Raw genomic sequence first — 15,459 nt, 5'->3', positions numbered from 1 at the left:
CCGGGTGGGAATCGTATCTGGTGAGCATGACCGACGCGAATGATCCCGCGCCCCCCGAAGTGCCTACCGGGCACGAGGTGATCCAGGGCTACCTGCGCACCCTCGACGCCTCGCCGGGGGTATACCGGATGCTCGATGCCCAGGCACGCGTGCTTTACGTGGGCAAGGCGCGCAATCTGCGCGCGCGGGTCAGCAGCTACGCGCGCCCCACGGGGCATTCTGGCCGGATCGCGCAGATGATCCGCGAAACCGCGTCGATGATGTTTCTGACGACGCGCACCGAGACCGAGGCGCTGTTGCTGGAACAGAACCTCATCAAGCAACTCAAGCCGCGCTACAACGTGCTGCTGCGCGACGACAAGTCGTTCCCCAATATCCTGCTGACCGGCGATCATCCGTTTCCGCAGATTCGCAAGCACCGGGGCGCCAAGCGCGAAAAAGGGAGCTACTTCGGCCCCTTCGCCAGCGCCAGCGCGGTCAACCGCACGCTCAACCAGTTGCAACGGGTGTTCGGCCTGCGCAGTTGCACCGACTCGGTCTTTGCCAGCCGCACGCGGCCATGCCTGCTTTACCAGATCAAGCGCTGCTCGGGGCCCTGCGTGGGCAAGATATCGCAAGAGGATTACGCCGCCACCGTGCGCGACGCCGAACGCTTCCTGTCGGGGCGCTCGACCGGCATACAGGAAAAGCTGGCGGCCGAGATGCAGGCAGCCTCGGACGCGATGGAATTCGAGCGCGCCGCCGCCCTGCGCGACCGCATTCGCGCGCTGACGCAGGTGCAGACGGCGCAGGGCATCAACCCGCACACGGTCAGCGAGGCCGACATCATCGCCCTGCACCTGGAGGGCGGGCAAGCCTGCGTCCAGGTTTTCTTCATCCGCGCGGGGCAGAATTGGGGCAATCGCGATTTTTACCCGCGCGTCGGCGCCGACATTGAGGCGGCCGAGGTGTTGGAGGCTTTTATCGGCCAGTTCTACGATGGCAAGGAGCCGCCGCGCCGCCTGTTGCTGTCGCACCCGGTCGACAACGCCGACCTGCTGGCGCAGGCGCTGTCCGAAAAGGCCGGCCGCAAGGTTACGCTGACGGTGCCCAAGCGCGGCGAAAAGGCCGAACTGGTCGAGGGCGCGGCGCGCAACGCGCGCGAATCGCTGGCGCGCCGCATGGCCGAAAGCGCCACCCAGGCGCGGCTGCTGAAGGGACTGGCCGAGGCGTTCGGGTTGCAGGCGCCGCCCCAGCGGATCGAGGTCTACGACAACTCGCACATCCAGGGCAGCAACGCCGTGGGTGCGATGATCGTGGCCGGGCCAGAGGGGTTCATGAAGAACCAGTATCGCAAGTTCAACATCCGCGGTGACGATCTGACCCCCGGCGACGATTTCGGGATGATGAAAGAGGTGCTCGGCCGCCGGTTCAAGCGCCTGCTCAAGGATGACCCCGACCGGGAAAAGGGTGTTTGGCCCGATCTGCTGCTCATCGACGGCGGTGCGGGCCAGGTGAGCGCGGTGGCGCAGATCATGGCCGAGCACGGCGTCGGCGACATTCCCGTGGTGGGGGTCGCCAAGGGCATAGACCGTGACCAAGGCAAGGAGGAATTCCACCGCACCGGCCAGCGCCCGTTTGCGTTGCAGCGCAACGACCCGGTGCTCTATTTCATCCAGCGGCTGCGCGACGAGGCGCACCGCTTTGCCATCGGCACCCACCGCGCCAAGCGCGCCAAGGCGGTGGGCGCCACCCCGCTTGACGACGTGCCGGGGGTGGGGGCCGCGCGCAAGCGCGCGCTGCTGGCGCATTTCGGGTCTGCCAAGGCGGTCAGCCGTGCCAACCTGGCCGATCTCAAGGCGGTTGACGGTGTGTCGGGCAAGCTGGCGGAGACCATCTATGCCTACTTCCACGACAAGGGCTGAGCCGCCCCGAAAACATCGCGATTGACAGATCAGCCGCTAAAAATGAAACTGACATCAGTTTTATTTTTAGGCACCCGAGGCACTCCATGCGCCCTGTCCCTGCCCGATGCGCCGCGCCGCAAGACGAATACAGCTATCCCCAGGCCCTTGCCGCGCAGGCCGAAGGACAGCCAAAGGGGCAGCGCACCGCGCAGCAAATCCGCATTGCCGCCTGCACGCTTCTGGAACGGGCCGCCTTGCAGGATTTGACCGTTGCTGCCATTTGCAACGAGGCCGGCGTCGCCAATGGCACCTTCTACCTCTACTTCCCTGATCAGGCACATCTTCTTGACGATCTGCTGCAAGGGTTTGCCGGGTTCCTTCAGGCGGGCATGATCGACGCCAGCCAGAGCAGCCATGGCCGGCCGATGCTGGGCGCGACCCAAGCCTACGCACGGCTGTTCGAGGGTAATCGCGGCCTGATGAAATGCCTGATCCACCATCTGGATGCGTTTCCGGCGGCGCGCGCTGCCTTCCACCGTCTCAACCGCGAATGGATCGAAACAGTGGTCACCGCCACCCGCCGCCGACTGGCGCGCGAAGGGCGTGGCGACGCCGTGACCGAGGCAGAGCTGACCCGCCGCGCCTACGCGCTTGGCGGCATGACCGATCACTATCTTTCCAGCCTCTACCTCTCGCAAGAGCCGGGGCTGGTCGCGGTCTCGGATGATCGCGCGGCGGTCATCGACACGCTTACCACCATCTGGGAACGGGGATTGCAACCATGAGCCTGATCGAGCGGGCGGAATTCACCAGTGCCGAAAGCCTGCGCGCCCATCAGGATGCCGCCTGGGCCGCGCAACGCGATCACGTTGCTCGGCGCTCGGCCTTCTACAGCGATCTGTGGCAGGGCGCAGACCCCCCTGCCGATCTGCGCGATCTGCCTCGGCTGCCCTTGTCGGACAAGGCGCAACTGCGCCGCAGCCAGGCCGATCACCCCCCGTTGGGCAACTACATGGCCGCCCCCCGCCGCGATGCCGTGCGCCTGCACAGGACTTCGGGCACCACGGGGCAGGCGATGAACCTTGCGCTGTCGGTGCGCGATTGCGCGGTGACCGAAGCCGTGGGCGGGCGCTGTCAGTCCGCCGCCGGGCTTACGCCCGACGATACGGTCGTGCATTGCCTGAACTACCAGATGTGGATGGGGGGCCTCACCGATCACATGACATTGCAGGCCACTGGCGCGATGGTGGTGCCCTTCGGAGTGGGGGCGACCGAACGCCTCGTGCGGACCATTCAGGAAGTGGGAATCACCGCGATATCGTGCACGCCCTCCTACCCGGCAGTTCTGGAGCGGGTGATCGCCGAGAAGTTCCCCGGCCTGTCGCCGCACGACCTTGGCCTGCGGCTGGGGCTGTTCGGCGGCGAGGCGGGGCTTGACGATCCGGCCTTTCGCGCGCGGATCAGGGGCATGTGGGGGATGGAGCCGCGCAACGCCAACTATGGCGTCTCGGACGTGTTCTGCAACTTCGCGGCGCAGTGCGAGCATGACACGCGGCTGCACTTCATGGCCGCCGACGTGCTGTGGCCCGAACTGATCGCACCCGAGACCGGCGCGCCGCTGCCGCTGGAGGCGGGGCAGACCGGCGAGTTGGTTCTGACCCACCTTGTGCGGGACTGCCAGCCGCTGGTGCGCTTCCGCTCGGGTGATATCATCGCGGTAGACGCAACCGAGCCCTGCACCTGCGGTCGCACCGGGTTCCGGTTTCGCGTGGTGGGGCGATCCGATGACATGGTGGTGGTGCGCGGGCTCAACCTTTTCCCGTCGATGGTCGCTGCGGTGCTCAATGAATTCGGCGCGCTTTCCGGCGATTACCGTATCACCCTCGACAGGCCGCCGCCCTACGACGCCCTGCCGGTGACAGCGGAACTGGCCAGGGGGCAAGACGCGACCGATGGGCTGGTCGAAGCCGTGGCCGCAGGGATCAAGGCCAAGCTGGGCGCAACCGCGCGGGTCAGCCTGGTGCCCCACGGCACCTTCCCGGTGACCGAGGGCAAAACGAAACGCGTGCAAAGGACATACCAATGAGCGATTTCACCTATGACACCGTCCTGAGCGACATGCACGAGGACGGCGTGCGCCTCATCACCCTCAACCGTCCGGAGCGGCTCAACGCCATGAACCGCGCCCTTATCGACGACCTGGCCCGCGCTTTCGATGATGCCAATGCCGACCCGGCGACCCGCGCGATCATCCTGACCGGCGCGGGCAAGGCATTCTGCGCGGGCGACGACCGCCAGGATCACGTCCATCCCGAATCCGAGGAACAGGCGCGCGACCTGGTGTTGGCGATCCAGCGGGCGACCCATGCCATCACGCTGGCGCCCAAGCCGGTGGTCGGCGCGATCAACGGCTGGGCCGTGGGCGGCGGGTTCGAATGGGCGATCAATTGCGACTTTCCGATCTGGGCCGAATCGGCGCGTGGCTTCTTTCCCGAAGTCTCGCTCAACCTCTTTGTCACCGGTGGCGTGAGCAGCCTTCTGCCCGCGCTTGTGGGGCTCAACAAGGCGCGCGAGATGCTGTTCTTCGGAGACCGCTACGGCGCGGCAGATCTGCACGCGATGGGGCTTGCGTGGAAGACCGCGCCGGACGACGACCTGATGCGCATGGCGCAAGACACCGCCCGGCGTCTGGCCGATTTGCCGCCGCTTTCGGTGCGGGCGATGAAGCGGGTGCTGAATGCCGCCCGCTCGACCGATCTGCACCGCGCGATGGATCTGGAAACAGAGGCGACGGTGGCCGGTTTCATGGACCCCGAAACCACCCGGCGGCTGAGCGCCTTCTAGGGCGCAAGGGCGCTTTCCCCGGGGATCGAGACAGGTTAGAAACGGGACATGACGTGGACCGTGCCCAATATCCTGACCGCGCTGCGCCTTCTGGCGGCCCCGGCTGTCGCGGTGATGTTTCTCTATTTCACCCGGCCTTATGCCGACTGGTTCGCGCTGCTGCTGTTCGTCGGCGCGGCGGTGACGGACTGGTTCGACGGCTATCTCGCGCGGCTGTGGAAGCAGGAAACACGTTTGGGAAAGATGCTCGACCCGATTGCCGACAAGGCGATGGTGGTAATCGCGCTGATGGTGATCGTCGGCTATTCGTCGATGTCGCCATGGCTGGTCCTGCCGGCAACGGTGATCCTGTTCCGCGAGGTGTTTGTCACGGGGCTGCGGGAATTCCTGGGCGACACCGCCGGGTTGCTCAAGGTGACGCGCCTGGCCAAGTTGAAAACCACCGCGCAGATGATCGCCATCGCGGTGCTGTTCAGCCAGGGCGTGTTCGAGCACTACCTGATCGCCGCGACCTGGGGGATGGACCGCGAAACATTCAGCGCGGTATTGTCCGGCGACACGGCTGACGAGGTCGGCGTCGTGTGGAAATACACCGCCATGATCTGGGCCGGGCGCATCGGCCTGTGGCTGTTATGGCTCGCCGCGGCACTGACCCTGTTCACGGGGTGGGAATACTTCCGCAAGGCCGTGCCCTATCTGAGAGATTCGACATGATCGACGTTCTTTACTTCGCCTGGGTGCGCGAACGTATCGGCCTTCCGCGCGAACGGGTCGAGACACGGGCCGGCACGGTGGCCGGGCTGGTCGAGGAGTTGCGAGCGCGCGAGGATCGCTATGCCGCCGCCTTCGCCGATTTGTCGGCACTGCGCGTCGCGGTCGACCAGGAGCTTGCCGATTTCGATGCGCCCCTTGACGGCGTACACGAGGTGGCGTTCTTCCCGCCGATGACCGGGGGCTGAGATGGCGATCCGGGTGCAGGCGGAACCGTTCGACCTGGGCGCCGAGGCCGATACCTTTGCCGCCGCGCAGGCCGATGCCGGCGCCATTGTCACTTTCACCGGCGTGGTGCGCGACCTGCCCGGCGGCGGGCTCGACCGGATGGAGATCGAGCATTACCCCGGCATGACCGAACGCGCCCTGGGCCGGATCGCCGCCGATGCCATGGCACGGTGGGATCTGTCGGATACGCTGATCATCCACCGTCACGGCGCGATGCGCGCCGGCGATCTGATCATGATGGTGGCCACCGCCGCACGCCACCGCAAGGATGCCTTCGAAGCGGCGGAATTCCTGATGGATTACCTGAAATCGCGCGCCCCGTTCTGGAAAAAGGAACATGGCGCGGCGGGCGGCGATTGGGTGGCCGCGCGCGACGAAGACGAGGATGCGCTGGAGCGTTGGTAGGCGGCCCGGCGGTCGCCGCGCGGCTCAGCCCATGTTGTTGCGCTCGATATAGACGCGCAGTTCCTCGGCCTCGTGTCGGGCCTCGCGCAGGCCGTCCATCGCCGCGGTCAGTTCGGCCTCGGTCTGGCTCAACTGGTTGGTCAGTTCCGCCTCACGCTGCTGCATGTAGGTGATCGCCTGGTCGCGGGTCTCTTCGGCCTCGTGCAATTCCTGCGCCATGCGCTCCAGTTCGCTTATGTCCGACTGGGCCACGCGGGTGAAGCGATGAATCAGCCAGTTGGCGAACCATCCGAGGCAAAATGCCACGAAAAGGATGATCGCCGTCACGATAATGAATTCAGTCCTGCTCATCCTGCTTTCCCGCTTTCTTCTGGGTATTTGCGCCGCCGTCGCCGTCATCGCCGCCGGTGCCGCCGGTGCTGTCAGGCGTCGCGGCGTCGGCGTCCTCTGCCGCGTCCGACTCGCCCGTTTGCTCCGCGCCTTCGGGGCGCAGCAGGCGGAACTCGATCCGGCGGTTGGCCTCGCGCCCTTCCTCGGTGTCGTTGTCGGCGATCGGCTGCTCCTCGCCATAGCCCCGGGCCACGAAAGACCCGGTCAGGATGCGCCGCGCGCGCAGGGCGTTCAGAACCGCCTGGGCGCGCGCCTTGCTCAGGCGCTGGTTCATCTCGGCGCGGCCCTGGCTGTCGGTGTGGCCGCTGATCTCGAGGCGTATCTCGCCGCATTCCTTCAGCACGTCGGCGATGTCGCTGATCACGCCCGCGGCCGCTGCATCGGGCGTGGTCGAGCCGGGTTCGAAACTGATCTTGTTCTCGGCCAGGATAGCGTTGATGTCGGCGACACATTCCTCGGGCGTCGGCATCTGCGCTACCGGGTCGAGCTGCTCGATATAGGTCACGTCGATCTCGAAACGGGCACTCTCGCCCAGTTTGTCGGCCAGCAGGCGGGCGATGTCGGCTCGGGCATCCGGCTGGCCGGTATCGCCCGAGACGGTCAGCCTTTCCTGGGTCACCGTCACCACGCCGTTGGAAAGCCGCGCGAGCGCGTCGAGCGCGGTCAGCACCCGGATCGTCCAGCGCGCCGGCAGGGTGTCGTCCAGGCGCGCGGCCATATGCACCGCCGCGGCGCCGAAACGCGCCTTGGCAAAGCTGTTGGCGGCGCGCCGCGTCTGTTCGGTGCGTAGCCGCCCGCGCAATTGTACCAGCCCTTCGGGCGACAGCGTGGCGGTGAATTCCGGCGCCGCGCGGGCCTCCTGCTGCTCATGTTCGGGCAGGGTGGCATGCAGGCTGAACACCTCGGGCAGGTCGTTTTCCAGCGCCCCGACCACAGTGTCGAACCGCGCCTGGTCGGTGCCTTCGTTCGCCACCAGCGACACGTCGGTATCGGCGAAGGTCAGCGCCCCGCCGCCCAGGTCGTCGAGCGCCGCGATGGCGGTCTCGACCGCCGCGGCCCAGCGGGGCGTGGGCACGCCCAGCCCGATGGTACAGGTGCCGTCGCCTTCCATTCCCGCCTTGCGCGCGGCGGCGAGGATACGCTCGCGCGCCGCCTCGGTATCGGCCGAGCAGGCGTCGAAGCGGGCGATGCCGTCGCGGATCAGCAGCCGCAGGGTAAAGGGCGTGATCGCCGGGCGCGGGGCCGAGATGTCCATCGCCAACCGTAGCTCGGGCGGGGCGAGGCGCGACAACTCGGCCTGAAGCTTGCGGCGTGCCGCGCGGCTGTCGGCCATGGCGGTGACATGCACCTCGCCCGCGTTGGCCGAGATCTTGGCGCGCGACAGCAACGCCGTGGCCTCGATCGCGAAATCGATGGTCCCGGGCCACAGCTCGGGGACGGGATAATCGGCGGTTTCAAGGAAGTCCGACACTTCGACGCGGCCATCGCCATCGTCGAGATCGCGCAGCCGCGTCAGCAGCGCGTCGCGGTCGGTGGCGCGCGGGATCAGCCCGATCAGCGATATGCCGGTTTCGTTGCGCAGGATTTCGACGGAAAAGCGCGGCGGCGCGACAGTCTTGAACGGTTTGACCGACATCTCGTCGATCACCCGTGCCGCATCGACGATTCCGCCGGCCACCGACAGGGCCTTGAAACGGCGTGCCTCGGACGGTGCGGTGCCCGACAGTGTCACCCGCAGGCCATCGGCCTGGATCTCGGCCCAGTGCAGGCCGTTTTCGTCGAGCCCGCCGCGCAGGCTGATTTCGGTACTGTCCTCGATCACGTCGACGGCCAGTGCCGCGGTGATCACACTCAGTAGCGCGCCGATCGCGAAAGTGGCCGCGACGATATAGGCGGAGGATATGCGCATGGCGGAGATCGTTCCCGTTGGTTTCGCCGATCTTTAGGCGCTGTGGTGAGTGCGTGCAATCAGACCAGCGCGGCACCGGCGAAAAACAGCACGGGGATCAGCCCGGCGTCGCGGTTCGACCGGAACAGCCGCAACAGCAGGGCGTTGTCATCCATGTCGAAACGTTGCAATTGCCAGTGCATGTGCCACCCCATCATCCACGGCCCCAACAGCGCGATTGCGATGGACGGTGGGCCGCGATGCGGCTGGCCCAGCATCGCCATCAGCACCGCCAGCGCCATCAGGCTGACGCAGGCCACCAGGAACCGGCGCAGCCACAGCGCGGTGCGCGCGCCGAACAGCCGCGCCGTCGACTTCACCCCGATCAGCGCGTCGTCCTCGGTGTCCTGGTGGGCATAGATGGTGTCGTAGAACAGCGTCCACGCCATGCCGGCCAGGTACAACACCACCGCCGGCCAATCGAGGCTACCGGTATGCGCCGTCCACGTCAGCAGTGCGCCCCAGTTGAAGGCCAGCCCGAGGAATATCTGCGGCCACCATGTGAACCGCTTGGCGAACGGGTAAATCGCCACCGGGCCAAGCGCGATGATGCCCAGCACGATCGCCGCGGTGTTGAAGCTCAGCAAGATCGCCAGCGCCGCGAGGCATTGCGCCGCCATCCAGGCCAGCGCCTGCGTGACGCTGACCTGCCCCGACGGGATCGGCCGCGACGCGGTGCGCGCCACCGCCCCGTCGATGCCGCGATCGGTGATGTCGTTCCAGGTACAGCCGGCCCCGCGCATCAGCCACGCCCCGAGGCCGCAGCCGATGAATATCCAGGCGTCGAAAGCGGTGACCGCCCCGTCGTGCAGGACGGCCAGCGCGAGCCCCCACCAGCACGGCAGCAGCAGCAGCCAGGTGCCGATGGGCCGGTCGGCGCGGCTCAGCCGCAGGTAGGGCCGCGCCAGGGTCGGGGCGTGCGTATCGACCCAGTTTCCGGTGACAGCATCGGAAACCTGTCCCTGCGCCTCTGGTGTCTGCCGGGGTGCGGTCATAGTATCGGCCTCATGAGCGATGACGCGAAAATCCGTCTCTATGTAGAGCATCCGCTCGGGCCGGGGCAAACGGTTCCTCTGGAACGCGCGCAGGCGCACTACCTGTTCGGTGTGATGCGGCAGGGCAAGGGCGGGCGGCTGCGTCTGTTCAACGGGCGCGACGGCGAATGGATCGCGCGGGTCGAGGAGGCCGGCAAGCGCGCCGGCGTGTTGCGCTGCGAGGCGCCGGGTGCGGCGCAATCCACCCCGCCCGATCTTTGGCTGCTGTTCGCGCCGATCAAGAAGGCGCGCACCGATTTCATCGTCGAAAAGGCCGCCGAGATGGGCGCGCGCGAAATCCGCCTGGTGCAGACCGATTTCACCAATGCCGAACGCGTGCGGCAGGACCGGCTGCAAGCGCACGCGGTCGAGGCGGCCGAGCAGTGCGGCGGCACCTTCGTGCCCGCGGTACGGGGGTTGGAACGGCTGGGTGCGCTGCTCGATTCGTGGCCCGACGACCGGCGGCTGATGTTTTGCGACGAGACGCTGGCGGGCGGCGCGGTCGCCCTCGACGCCACGCCCGGGGCGGCGCCCGGGCCGTGGGCCATCCTGATCGGGCCTGAGGGCGGCTTTTCGCAGGCCGAACGCGCCCGCTTGCACACCATGCCGCAGGCGTGCGCCGTCAGCCTCGGCCCGCGCATCCTGCGCGCCGACACCGCGGCGGTGGCGGCGATGACCGTCTGGCAGACGACGCTGGGAGACTGGCAATGCCCCTGATCCGCCCTGCTGCGCGTGCGACCCTTCGGCGCCTGCGCGAGGTGCTGGCCGGTGCCGGTATTGCGGCGCTGGGGCTGTACTGGGGCCTCGCTGCGCTGGTACCACTGGCCTGGGTGGGCTGGGCGCTGGTGGCGTTGGGGGCGGCGCTGGCGGCGATCGGGGTGCAGCGCATGCGCTTTGCGCGCGGGCCCGGTTATGGCCCCGGCATCGTGCAGGTGGACGAAGGGCAGGTCGCCTATTTCGGCCCTCATGACGGCGGCGCCGTGGCGCTGTCGGAACTCACGCGGCTGGAACTGGACCGCGCGTCCGAGCCACCGCGTTGGTATCTGCACCAGCCCGGGCAGCCGGTGCTGAGCATTCCGGTGACGGCCGCGAACGCCGAGGTGCTGTTCGACAGATTCGCGGCGCTGCCCGGCATGCGTACCGAGCGGATGCTGGCGGCGCTGCGCGGGGTGGGAAAACAACGCGTCGTGATCTGGGCGAAAGAGATGCGGCGCCTACATTGACAGTGCCCGCGTTTCGCCGCAGTTCTATGCGCCGGCGAAACCAGAAAACAGGCAAGGATCGGAGAGCGCCAATGTCCATTCCTCAATCCGGCGGCGGGCCGATCGAACGCCATTCGCAACTGGCCGAATACCTCGAAAGCGGCTGCAAGCCGCCCGAGCAATGGCGCATCGGCACCGAGCACGAGAAATTCGGCTACTGCCGCGATACGCTGAACCCCATACCCTACGCCGGCGACCGCAGTGTCCTGGCGGTTCTGGAGGGCCTGCGCGACGTGCACGGCTGGGCGCCGCTGGAAGAGGGCGGCAAGCTGATCGGCCTGGAAAAGGACGGCGCCAACGTCAGCCTCGAGCCCGGCGGACAGCTTGAGCTGTCGGGCGCGCCGCTGGAAAACATCCACCAGACCTGCGACGAGGTCAACGACCACCTCGCAGACGTCAAGGACATCGCCGACAAGGTCGGCGTCGATTTCATCGGGCTGGGGGCCGCCCCGATCTGGACCCACGACCAGATGCCGCAAATGCCCAAGGGGCGCTACAAGCTGATGACCGATTACATGGATCGCGTCGGCACCATGGGCAAGGACATGATGTATCGTACCTGCACGGTGCAGGTGAACCTCGATTTCGGGTCCGAGGCCGACATGGTGCAGAAACTGCGCGTGGCGCTGGCCTTGCAGCCGGTGGCGACGGCGCTGTTCGCCAATTCGCCGTTCTTCGACGGCAAACCCACCGGCTACAAGTCGTGGCGTTCACGCATCTGGCGCGACCTCGATGCCGACCGAACCGGGATGCTGCCCTTCGTGTTCGAAGATGGCTTCGGCTTCGAGGCATGGGTCGAGTACGCGCTGGATGTGCCGATGTACTTCGTCTACCGCGATGGCGTCTACGTCGATGCCCTGGGGCAATCGTTCCGCGATTTCCTGCGCGGCGAATTGCCGGCGCTGCCGGGGGAAAAGCCCACCCTGTCGGATTGGGCCGACCACCTGACGACGATCTTTCCCGAAGCGCGGATCAAGAAATACATGGAAATGCGCGGCGCCGACGGTGGGCCGTGGCGCAGGCTCTGCGCGCTGCCGGCGTTCTGGGTGGGGCTGATGTATGACCAGGGCGCGCTGGACGCGGCGTGGGATCTGGCCCGCGACTGGGACGCGGAAACCCGCGACGCGCTACGCGTGGCCGCAGCGCGCGATGGCTTGCAGGCCGAAGCTGGCGGTGTGCGCATGCAGGATCTGGCCCGTGCCGCGCTCGACATCGCCGAGGCCGGGCTGAAGGCACGCGCCCGCACCGGCGCGGGCGGGCTGCTGCGCGACGAGACGCATTTCCTGGACACGCTGCGTGAAAGCGTCGAGTCGGGCCGCGTTCCCGCCGACGAGTTGCTGGAGAAATACCACGGCGAATGGGGCGGCGACCTGAGCCGCATCTACGCCGAGCATTCCTATTGAGACATCCTGAAGCGTCGCGGCGGGGGGGCTCTGCCCCCGATCACCTGACGGCAACTTCCCGGGACATCCTATGAGAGGAAAGGGATTCTGGCGCGACCGGGCCGAAGCGGCAGTGCGCTATTTCGCGCCTATCTGCGGTTCGGTGCCGTTGCGCAGGCGGGTGATGTTGTCGCGGTGTTTCCAGAAGATCAGCAAGGTCAGCGCGATGGTGAGGACGAACACCTCGCCATGGCCCAGGAAGATCGCCAAGATGCTGGACAGTGCGGCGGCGGTGAGCGCCGCCAGCGACGAGATGCGCGCCGCGGCGGCCACCGCGGCCCATGTCGCGCAGGCGGCGAGCCCCAAGGGCCACGAAAGCGCCAGCAACAGCCCGAGGAATGTGGCCACGCCCTTGCCGCCGCGAAAGCCCAGCCAGACCGGGTAGCAGTGCCCGAGGATCGCCGCCAGCCCGGCCAGTTGCGCCGCCGCCTCGCCGGCGAGCGCGCGCGCCAGGAGCACCGCCACCGCCCCCTTTCCGGCGTCGAGGACCAGCGTCGCCGCCGCAGCTGCGCGGTTGCCGGTGCGCAGCACGTTGGTCGCGCCGATATTTCCAGAGCCCTGCTTTCGCAGGTCGCCCAGCCCCATCAGTCGCGCCAGCACCATGCCGAAAGGGACGGAGCCGAGCCCGTAGCCCAGCACCGCCCAGAGGACGAGCATCGCTGCGCTGCTGTCGATGGGGGGCATTCAGGGCTCTCCGAAGATGCGGGTGCCGGCAACGTAGCTGGCCAGCACCTTACCCTGCATCCGCTGCCCGTCAAAGGGCGTGTTGCGCGATTTCGATTGCAGGGTCAGGCGGTCGAGGATGAAGGGCGCGTCGGCGTCGAACAACACCAGGTCGGCCGGCGCGCCGGCCGCGAGCCGGCCGCGGTCGAGCCCCAGACGCCGCGCCGGGCTCAGCGACAGCGCGCGGAACAGTTGCGGCAGGGTCAGGTCGCCGGCGTGGTAGAGCCTGAGCGCCGCCGGCAGCAGGGTTTGCAGCGCCACGGCACCGCTGGCGGCCTCCTCGAAGGGCAGGCGCTTGGATTCCTCGTCTTGCGGGGTGTGCATGGAGCTGACGATGTCGATCAGTCCGCTACCCACCGCAGCGACCACCGCCTTGCGGTCGTCCTCGGACCTGAGCGGCGGCTTGACCTTGAAGAAGGTGCGGTAATCGGCGACGTCCAGTTCGTTCAGCGTCAGATGGTGGATCGAGGTGCCAGCGGTGATGTCAAACCCGTTGGCACGCGCCCGTTCCAGCGCCGGCAGGGCGCGATGGGTCGTGATCTGGTCGAGATGCAGCCGCGCGCCGGTGATCTCGGCCATCGCGATGTCGCGATCCACGCCCATGCGCTCGGCCATCGGCGATACCGCGGGCAGCCCGCGCAGCGAGGCGAACTTGCCGCTGGTGACCGCGGCGCCGTGCGACAGGCCCGGCTCCTGCGGGTGGGTGACGACCAGCGCGCCGAGGCTGCGCGCGTAAGCCAGCGCCCGCGACAGGACGCGGGTATCGGTCACGACATGGTCGCAATCGGTGAAGGCCACCGCGCCGGCATCCATCAGGAAACCGATCTCGGACATCTCGCGCCCCTGGCGCCCCTTGGTCAGCGCCGCCATCGGTAACACGTTCACCGGCGCCGCCTCGTTGGCGCGGCGGGATACGAATTCCAGCGCCTCGGGGCTGTCGATGGGCGGCTCGGTGTCGGGACGCGTGACGATGGTGGTGACCCCGCCCGCCGCCGCTGCCAGCCCGGCCGAGCGGAAGGATTCCTTGTGTCGCTCGCCGGGCTCGCAGACCTTGACGCCGATATCCACGATACCGGGGGCAAGGCATTTGCCGCCGCAATCAATGCGCGCCGCCGCCTCTGGCAGCGGATCGCCCGGCGCCCCGCGCGCCGTGATGCGCCCCGCGCCTACCAGCAGCCAGCCAGGCGCGTCGGTGCCAGCTTCGGGGTCGATCAGGCGGGCATTGGTGAACAGGGTGGTGGTCATCTTGTCCCTCCGGCAATGGCGCGTTCGATCCGCGCCTTGGTCGCGTCGCGGTCGGCCTGGTATTTCAGCAGGTGCTTGTCGCCCGTGTGGGTGACGATCTGCACGGCGCTGCCCAGGGTGCGGACCTTCGCGATCTCGCCCAGGCGCACGGCGCGGCCCTGCGGGCCCAGCAGGCGACGATCGGTCAGGTCCCAGCGGCCGCGCACCTCGTCCGAAGCCAGATAGAAGGCGCGCACCGCCACCGCCGCCAGCCCGCCGACGGCACCGGTCCAGACATGCGGGTTGCCGACGGCCCACAGGATGGCCATGCCCGCGGCCATGGCCGCCGCCGCGATCCAGGCGTGGTCGCGCCAATAGGCCGCCTTGTCGGCATGAAAGCTGGCGATCACCTTTTCGCCGGGGGGCAGCGCGATTGTCGGGGTCATCTCGTCCATCAGCCGCCTATCCAGACCATCAGGGCCACCAGTGCGAACAGTACCACCAGCGCGCCCATCGCCACCCGCCCCAACATCGCCGCGTTGGACGGGGCGCGGCGCCCGCCCGCCGTTCCCAGCGTGCCGCGGGCGCTTTCGTGCGCACCGCCCCCTGCCGTGATCCGGGGCGGTGGTGCCCCGCCTTCGTGCATCGTGGCGACCAGCCGCGCGCCGCCCTCGGTGTTCAGGTGTGCCGGCTGGCCGCCGAAGGCGCCGGAGCGCAGGATCGCCACCTTGCCCGTCAGCGCGTCGAGCCGCGCGCGCAGCGGCGCGAGGTCTTCGTCGCTGACACCATAGCCCCGGCGGATCAACTCGGCGAGGCCCATGTCACCGATCTCCGACAGGGTGACGATCTGCACGTCGCGCGCGTCGAGCGCCGGCACCCCGAGCGCATCGGCCAGCCCGCCCGATGTGTCCATGTGTTCGGCTTCCATCGACAGTGGGTAGGACAGGTGGAAAACGCGCAGGACGCCGTGCTCTCGCGCAGTGACATGCGCCGCGTCGCTCACGCCATCACCCCGGCGGGTTGGCTGTGCAGGTTGCGCGCCAGCAGGTCCATTGCCGCCATGCGCACGGCGACGCCCATTTCCACCTGTTCCTGTATGACGCTGCGGTTGATGTCGTCGGCGAGCGTGCCGTCGATCTCGACGCCGCGGTTCATGGGTCCGGGGTGCATCACGATGGCGTCGTCGGCGGCATAAGCCAGTTTCTCGGTGTCCAACCCGAAGCGGTGATAGTATTCGCGCTCCGAGGGGATGAAACCGCCGTCCATTCGCTCGCGTTGCAGGCGCAGCATCATCACCACGTC

17 protein-coding genes and 2 pseudogenes are annotated in these 15,459 nt (G+C 67.8%); 11 read left to right on the top strand and 8 right to left on the bottom strand.

What is annotated here, in order from left to right; genetic code table 11:
* Positions 1 to 26 precede the first annotated feature (26 nt).
* The 8 genes and pseudogenes from uvrC (at position 27) to Q0L89_RS02495 (ending at position 6,134) form a co-directional block, all read left to right on the top strand.
* A complete protein-coding gene (uvrC, locus tag Q0L89_RS02530; RefSeq protein WP_296762282.1) occupies positions 27 to 1,904 on the top strand; it encodes an excinuclease ABC subunit UvrC in 1,878 nt (625 codons plus the stop codon).
* Positions 1,905 to 1,990: 86 nt separating this feature from the next.
* Positions 1,991 to 2,179 (top strand): annotated as a pseudogene (locus Q0L89_RS02525) (hypothetical protein); the annotation flags it as partial.
* Between the two features lie 96 nt (positions 2,180 to 2,275).
* The gene (locus Q0L89_RS02520) at positions 2,276 to 2,671 is read left to right on the top strand and encodes a hypothetical protein (RefSeq protein WP_296762329.1); all 396 of its coding nucleotides are present in this window, start codon (positions 2,276 to 2,278) and stop codon (positions 2,669 to 2,671) included.
* Entirely contained in the window at positions 2,668 to 3,972 is a 1,305-nt protein-coding gene (locus Q0L89_RS02515) for an AMP-binding protein (protein ID WP_296762281.1), read from the top strand. The genes Q0L89_RS02520 and Q0L89_RS02515 overlap by 4 nt, the downstream gene beginning before the upstream one ends.
* On the top strand, positions 3,969 to 4,730 hold the full coding sequence (locus Q0L89_RS02510) for an enoyl-CoA hydratase/isomerase family protein (RefSeq protein WP_296762279.1): 762 nt from the start codon (positions 3,969 to 3,971) through the stop codon (positions 4,728 to 4,730). The genes Q0L89_RS02515 and Q0L89_RS02510 overlap by 4 nt, the downstream gene beginning before the upstream one ends.
* A gap of 48 nt (positions 4,731 to 4,778) precedes the next feature.
* Entirely contained in the window at positions 4,779 to 5,444 is a 666-nt protein-coding gene (gene pgsA / locus Q0L89_RS02505; RefSeq protein ID WP_296762277.1) for a CDP-diacylglycerol--glycerol-3-phosphate 3-phosphatidyltransferase, read from the top strand.
* Entirely contained in the window at positions 5,441 to 5,689 is a 249-nt protein-coding gene (gene moaD, locus Q0L89_RS02500) for a molybdopterin converting factor subunit 1 (RefSeq protein ID WP_296762275.1), read from the top strand. Before pgsA ends, moaD begins: the two co-directional genes overlap by 4 nt.
* A 1-nt stretch (position 5,690) precedes the next feature.
* Complete coding sequence (locus tag Q0L89_RS02495; protein ID WP_296762273.1) at positions 5,691 to 6,134, top strand: molybdenum cofactor biosynthesis protein MoaE; 444 nt, start codon at positions 5,691 to 5,693, stop codon at positions 6,132 to 6,134.
* A 24-nt stretch (positions 6,135 to 6,158) separates the two neighbouring features.
* Here Q0L89_RS02495 and Q0L89_RS02490 read toward each other — a convergent pair whose 3' ends face one another.
* From Q0L89_RS02490 to ubiA, 3 genes are read right to left on the bottom strand one after another with little or no spacing between them, the layout of a single operon-like run.
* A complete protein-coding gene (locus Q0L89_RS02490) occupies positions 6,159 to 6,485 on the bottom strand; it encodes a hypothetical protein (protein ID WP_296762272.1) in 327 nt (108 codons plus the stop codon).
* Positions 6,472 to 8,433: an OmpA family protein gene (locus Q0L89_RS02485; RefSeq protein ID WP_296762270.1), complete on the bottom strand. Its 1,962-nt coding sequence runs from the start codon at positions 8,431 to 8,433 to the stop codon at positions 6,472 to 6,474. The genes Q0L89_RS02490 and Q0L89_RS02485 overlap by 14 nt, the downstream gene beginning before the upstream one ends.
* A 59-nt stretch (positions 8,434 to 8,492) precedes the next feature.
* Positions 8,493 to 9,467 carry a 4-hydroxybenzoate octaprenyltransferase gene (ubiA, locus tag Q0L89_RS02480; RefSeq protein ID WP_296762269.1) on the bottom strand — a complete coding sequence of 325 codons (975 nt, stop codon included), beginning with the start codon at positions 9,465 to 9,467 and terminating at the stop codon, positions 8,493 to 8,495.
* Between the two features lie 12 nt (positions 9,468 to 9,479).
* Here ubiA and Q0L89_RS02475 point away from each other — a divergent pair, with 12 nt between their 5' ends.
* The 3 genes from Q0L89_RS02475 to Q0L89_RS02465 all read left to right on the top strand — a co-directional run bounded on the left by Q0L89_RS02475 (position 9,480) and on the right by Q0L89_RS02465 (position 12,171).
* Entirely contained in the window at positions 9,480 to 10,223 is a 744-nt protein-coding gene (locus tag Q0L89_RS02475) for a 16S rRNA (uracil(1498)-N(3))-methyltransferase (RefSeq protein WP_296762267.1), read from the top strand.
* Positions 10,214 to 10,729 carry a hypothetical protein gene (locus Q0L89_RS02470; RefSeq protein WP_296762266.1) on the top strand — a complete coding sequence of 172 codons (516 nt, stop codon included), beginning with the start codon at positions 10,214 to 10,216 and terminating at the stop codon, positions 10,727 to 10,729. The genes Q0L89_RS02475 and Q0L89_RS02470 overlap by 10 nt, the downstream gene beginning before the upstream one ends.
* Positions 10,730 to 10,800: 71 nt before the next feature.
* Positions 10,801 to 12,171, top strand: coding sequence for a glutamate--cysteine ligase (locus Q0L89_RS02465; protein WP_296762264.1), 1,371 nt, complete (start codon positions 10,801 to 10,803; stop codon positions 12,169 to 12,171).
* Between the two features lie 117 nt (positions 12,172 to 12,288).
* Here the strand turns inward: Q0L89_RS02465 and plsY are convergent, their stop codons facing one another.
* The 5 genes and pseudogenes from plsY to pyrB all read right to left on the bottom strand — a co-directional run.
* Positions 12,289 to 12,894: a glycerol-3-phosphate 1-O-acyltransferase PlsY gene (plsY, locus tag Q0L89_RS02460; RefSeq protein WP_296762263.1), complete on the bottom strand. Its 606-nt coding sequence runs from the start codon at positions 12,892 to 12,894 to the stop codon at positions 12,289 to 12,291.
* On the bottom strand, positions 12,895 to 14,178 hold the full coding sequence (pyrC, locus tag Q0L89_RS02455) for a dihydroorotase (RefSeq protein WP_296762261.1): 1,284 nt from the start codon (positions 14,176 to 14,178) through the stop codon (positions 12,895 to 12,897).
* Positions 14,175 to 14,603, bottom strand: a complete 429-nt coding sequence (locus Q0L89_RS02450) for a hypothetical protein (protein ID WP_296762325.1) — start codon at positions 14,601 to 14,603, stop codon at positions 14,175 to 14,177. The genes pyrC and Q0L89_RS02450 overlap by 4 nt, the downstream gene beginning before the upstream one ends.
* Positions 14,604 to 14,611: 8 nt before the next feature.
* Positions 14,612 to 15,160, bottom strand: coding sequence for a hypothetical protein (locus Q0L89_RS02445; protein WP_296762260.1), 549 nt, complete (start codon positions 15,158 to 15,160; stop codon positions 14,612 to 14,614).
* Positions 15,157 to 15,459, bottom strand: a pseudogene (gene pyrB, locus Q0L89_RS02440) (aspartate carbamoyltransferase catalytic subunit); the annotation flags it as partial. The pseudogene pyrB and the gene Q0L89_RS02445, both read right to left, overlap by 4 nt.

Source organism: Sediminimonas sp. (genome assembly GCF_024637375.1).
Lineage (GTDB): Bacteria > Pseudomonadota > Alphaproteobacteria > Rhodobacterales > Rhodobacteraceae > Sediminimonas.
This window is presented reverse-complemented; position numbering and strand designations above follow the sequence as displayed.

Bases quoted from the DNA above. Each gene is read 5' to 3' on its own strand.
- Q0L89_RS02450 (WP_296762325.1), bottom strand. From the start codon at position 14,603: ATGACCCCGACAATCGCGCTGCCCCCCGGCGAAAAGGTGATCGCCAGC.
- pgsA (WP_296762277.1), top strand. From the start codon at position 4,779: ATGACGTGGACCGTGCCCAATATCCTGACCGCGCTGCGCCTTCTGGCG.
- Q0L89_RS02495 (WP_296762273.1), top strand. From the start codon at position 5,691: ATGGCGATCCGGGTGCAGGCGGAACCGTTCGACCTGGGCGCCGAGGCC.
- moaD (WP_296762275.1), top strand. From the start codon at position 5,441: ATGATCGACGTTCTTTACTTCGCCTGGGTGCGCGAACGTATCGGCCTT.
- Q0L89_RS02520 (WP_296762329.1), top strand. From the start codon at position 2,276: ATGATCGACGCCAGCCAGAGCAGCCATGGCCGGCCGATGCTGGGCGCG.
- plsY (WP_296762263.1), bottom strand. From the start codon at position 12,894: ATGCCCCCCATCGACAGCAGCGCAGCGATGCTCGTCCTCTGGGCGGTG.
- Q0L89_RS02470 (WP_296762266.1), top strand. From the start codon at position 10,214: ATGCCCCTGATCCGCCCTGCTGCGCGTGCGACCCTTCGGCGCCTGCGC.
- Q0L89_RS02510 (WP_296762279.1), top strand. From the start codon at position 3,969: ATGAGCGATTTCACCTATGACACCGTCCTGAGCGACATGCACGAGGAC.
- Q0L89_RS02465 (WP_296762264.1), top strand. From the start codon at position 10,801: ATGTCCATTCCTCAATCCGGCGGCGGGCCGATCGAACGCCATTCGCAA.
- uvrC (WP_296762282.1), top strand. From the start codon at position 27: ATGACCGACGCGAATGATCCCGCGCCCCCCGAAGTGCCTACCGGGCAC.
- Q0L89_RS02475 (WP_296762267.1), top strand. From the start codon at position 9,480: ATGAGCGATGACGCGAAAATCCGTCTCTATGTAGAGCATCCGCTCGGG.
- Q0L89_RS02485 (WP_296762270.1), bottom strand. From the start codon at position 8,433: ATGCGCATATCCTCCGCCTATATCGTCGCGGCCACTTTCGCGATCGGC.
- Q0L89_RS02490 (WP_296762272.1), bottom strand. From the start codon at position 6,485: ATGAGCAGGACTGAATTCATTATCGTGACGGCGATCATCCTTTTCGTG.
- pyrC (WP_296762261.1), bottom strand. From the start codon at position 14,178: ATGACCACCACCCTGTTCACCAATGCCCGCCTGATCGACCCCGAAGCT.
- Q0L89_RS02515 (WP_296762281.1), top strand. From the start codon at position 2,668: ATGAGCCTGATCGAGCGGGCGGAATTCACCAGTGCCGAAAGCCTGCGC.
- ubiA (WP_296762269.1), bottom strand. From the start codon at position 9,467: ATGACCGCACCCCGGCAGACACCAGAGGCGCAGGGACAGGTTTCCGAT.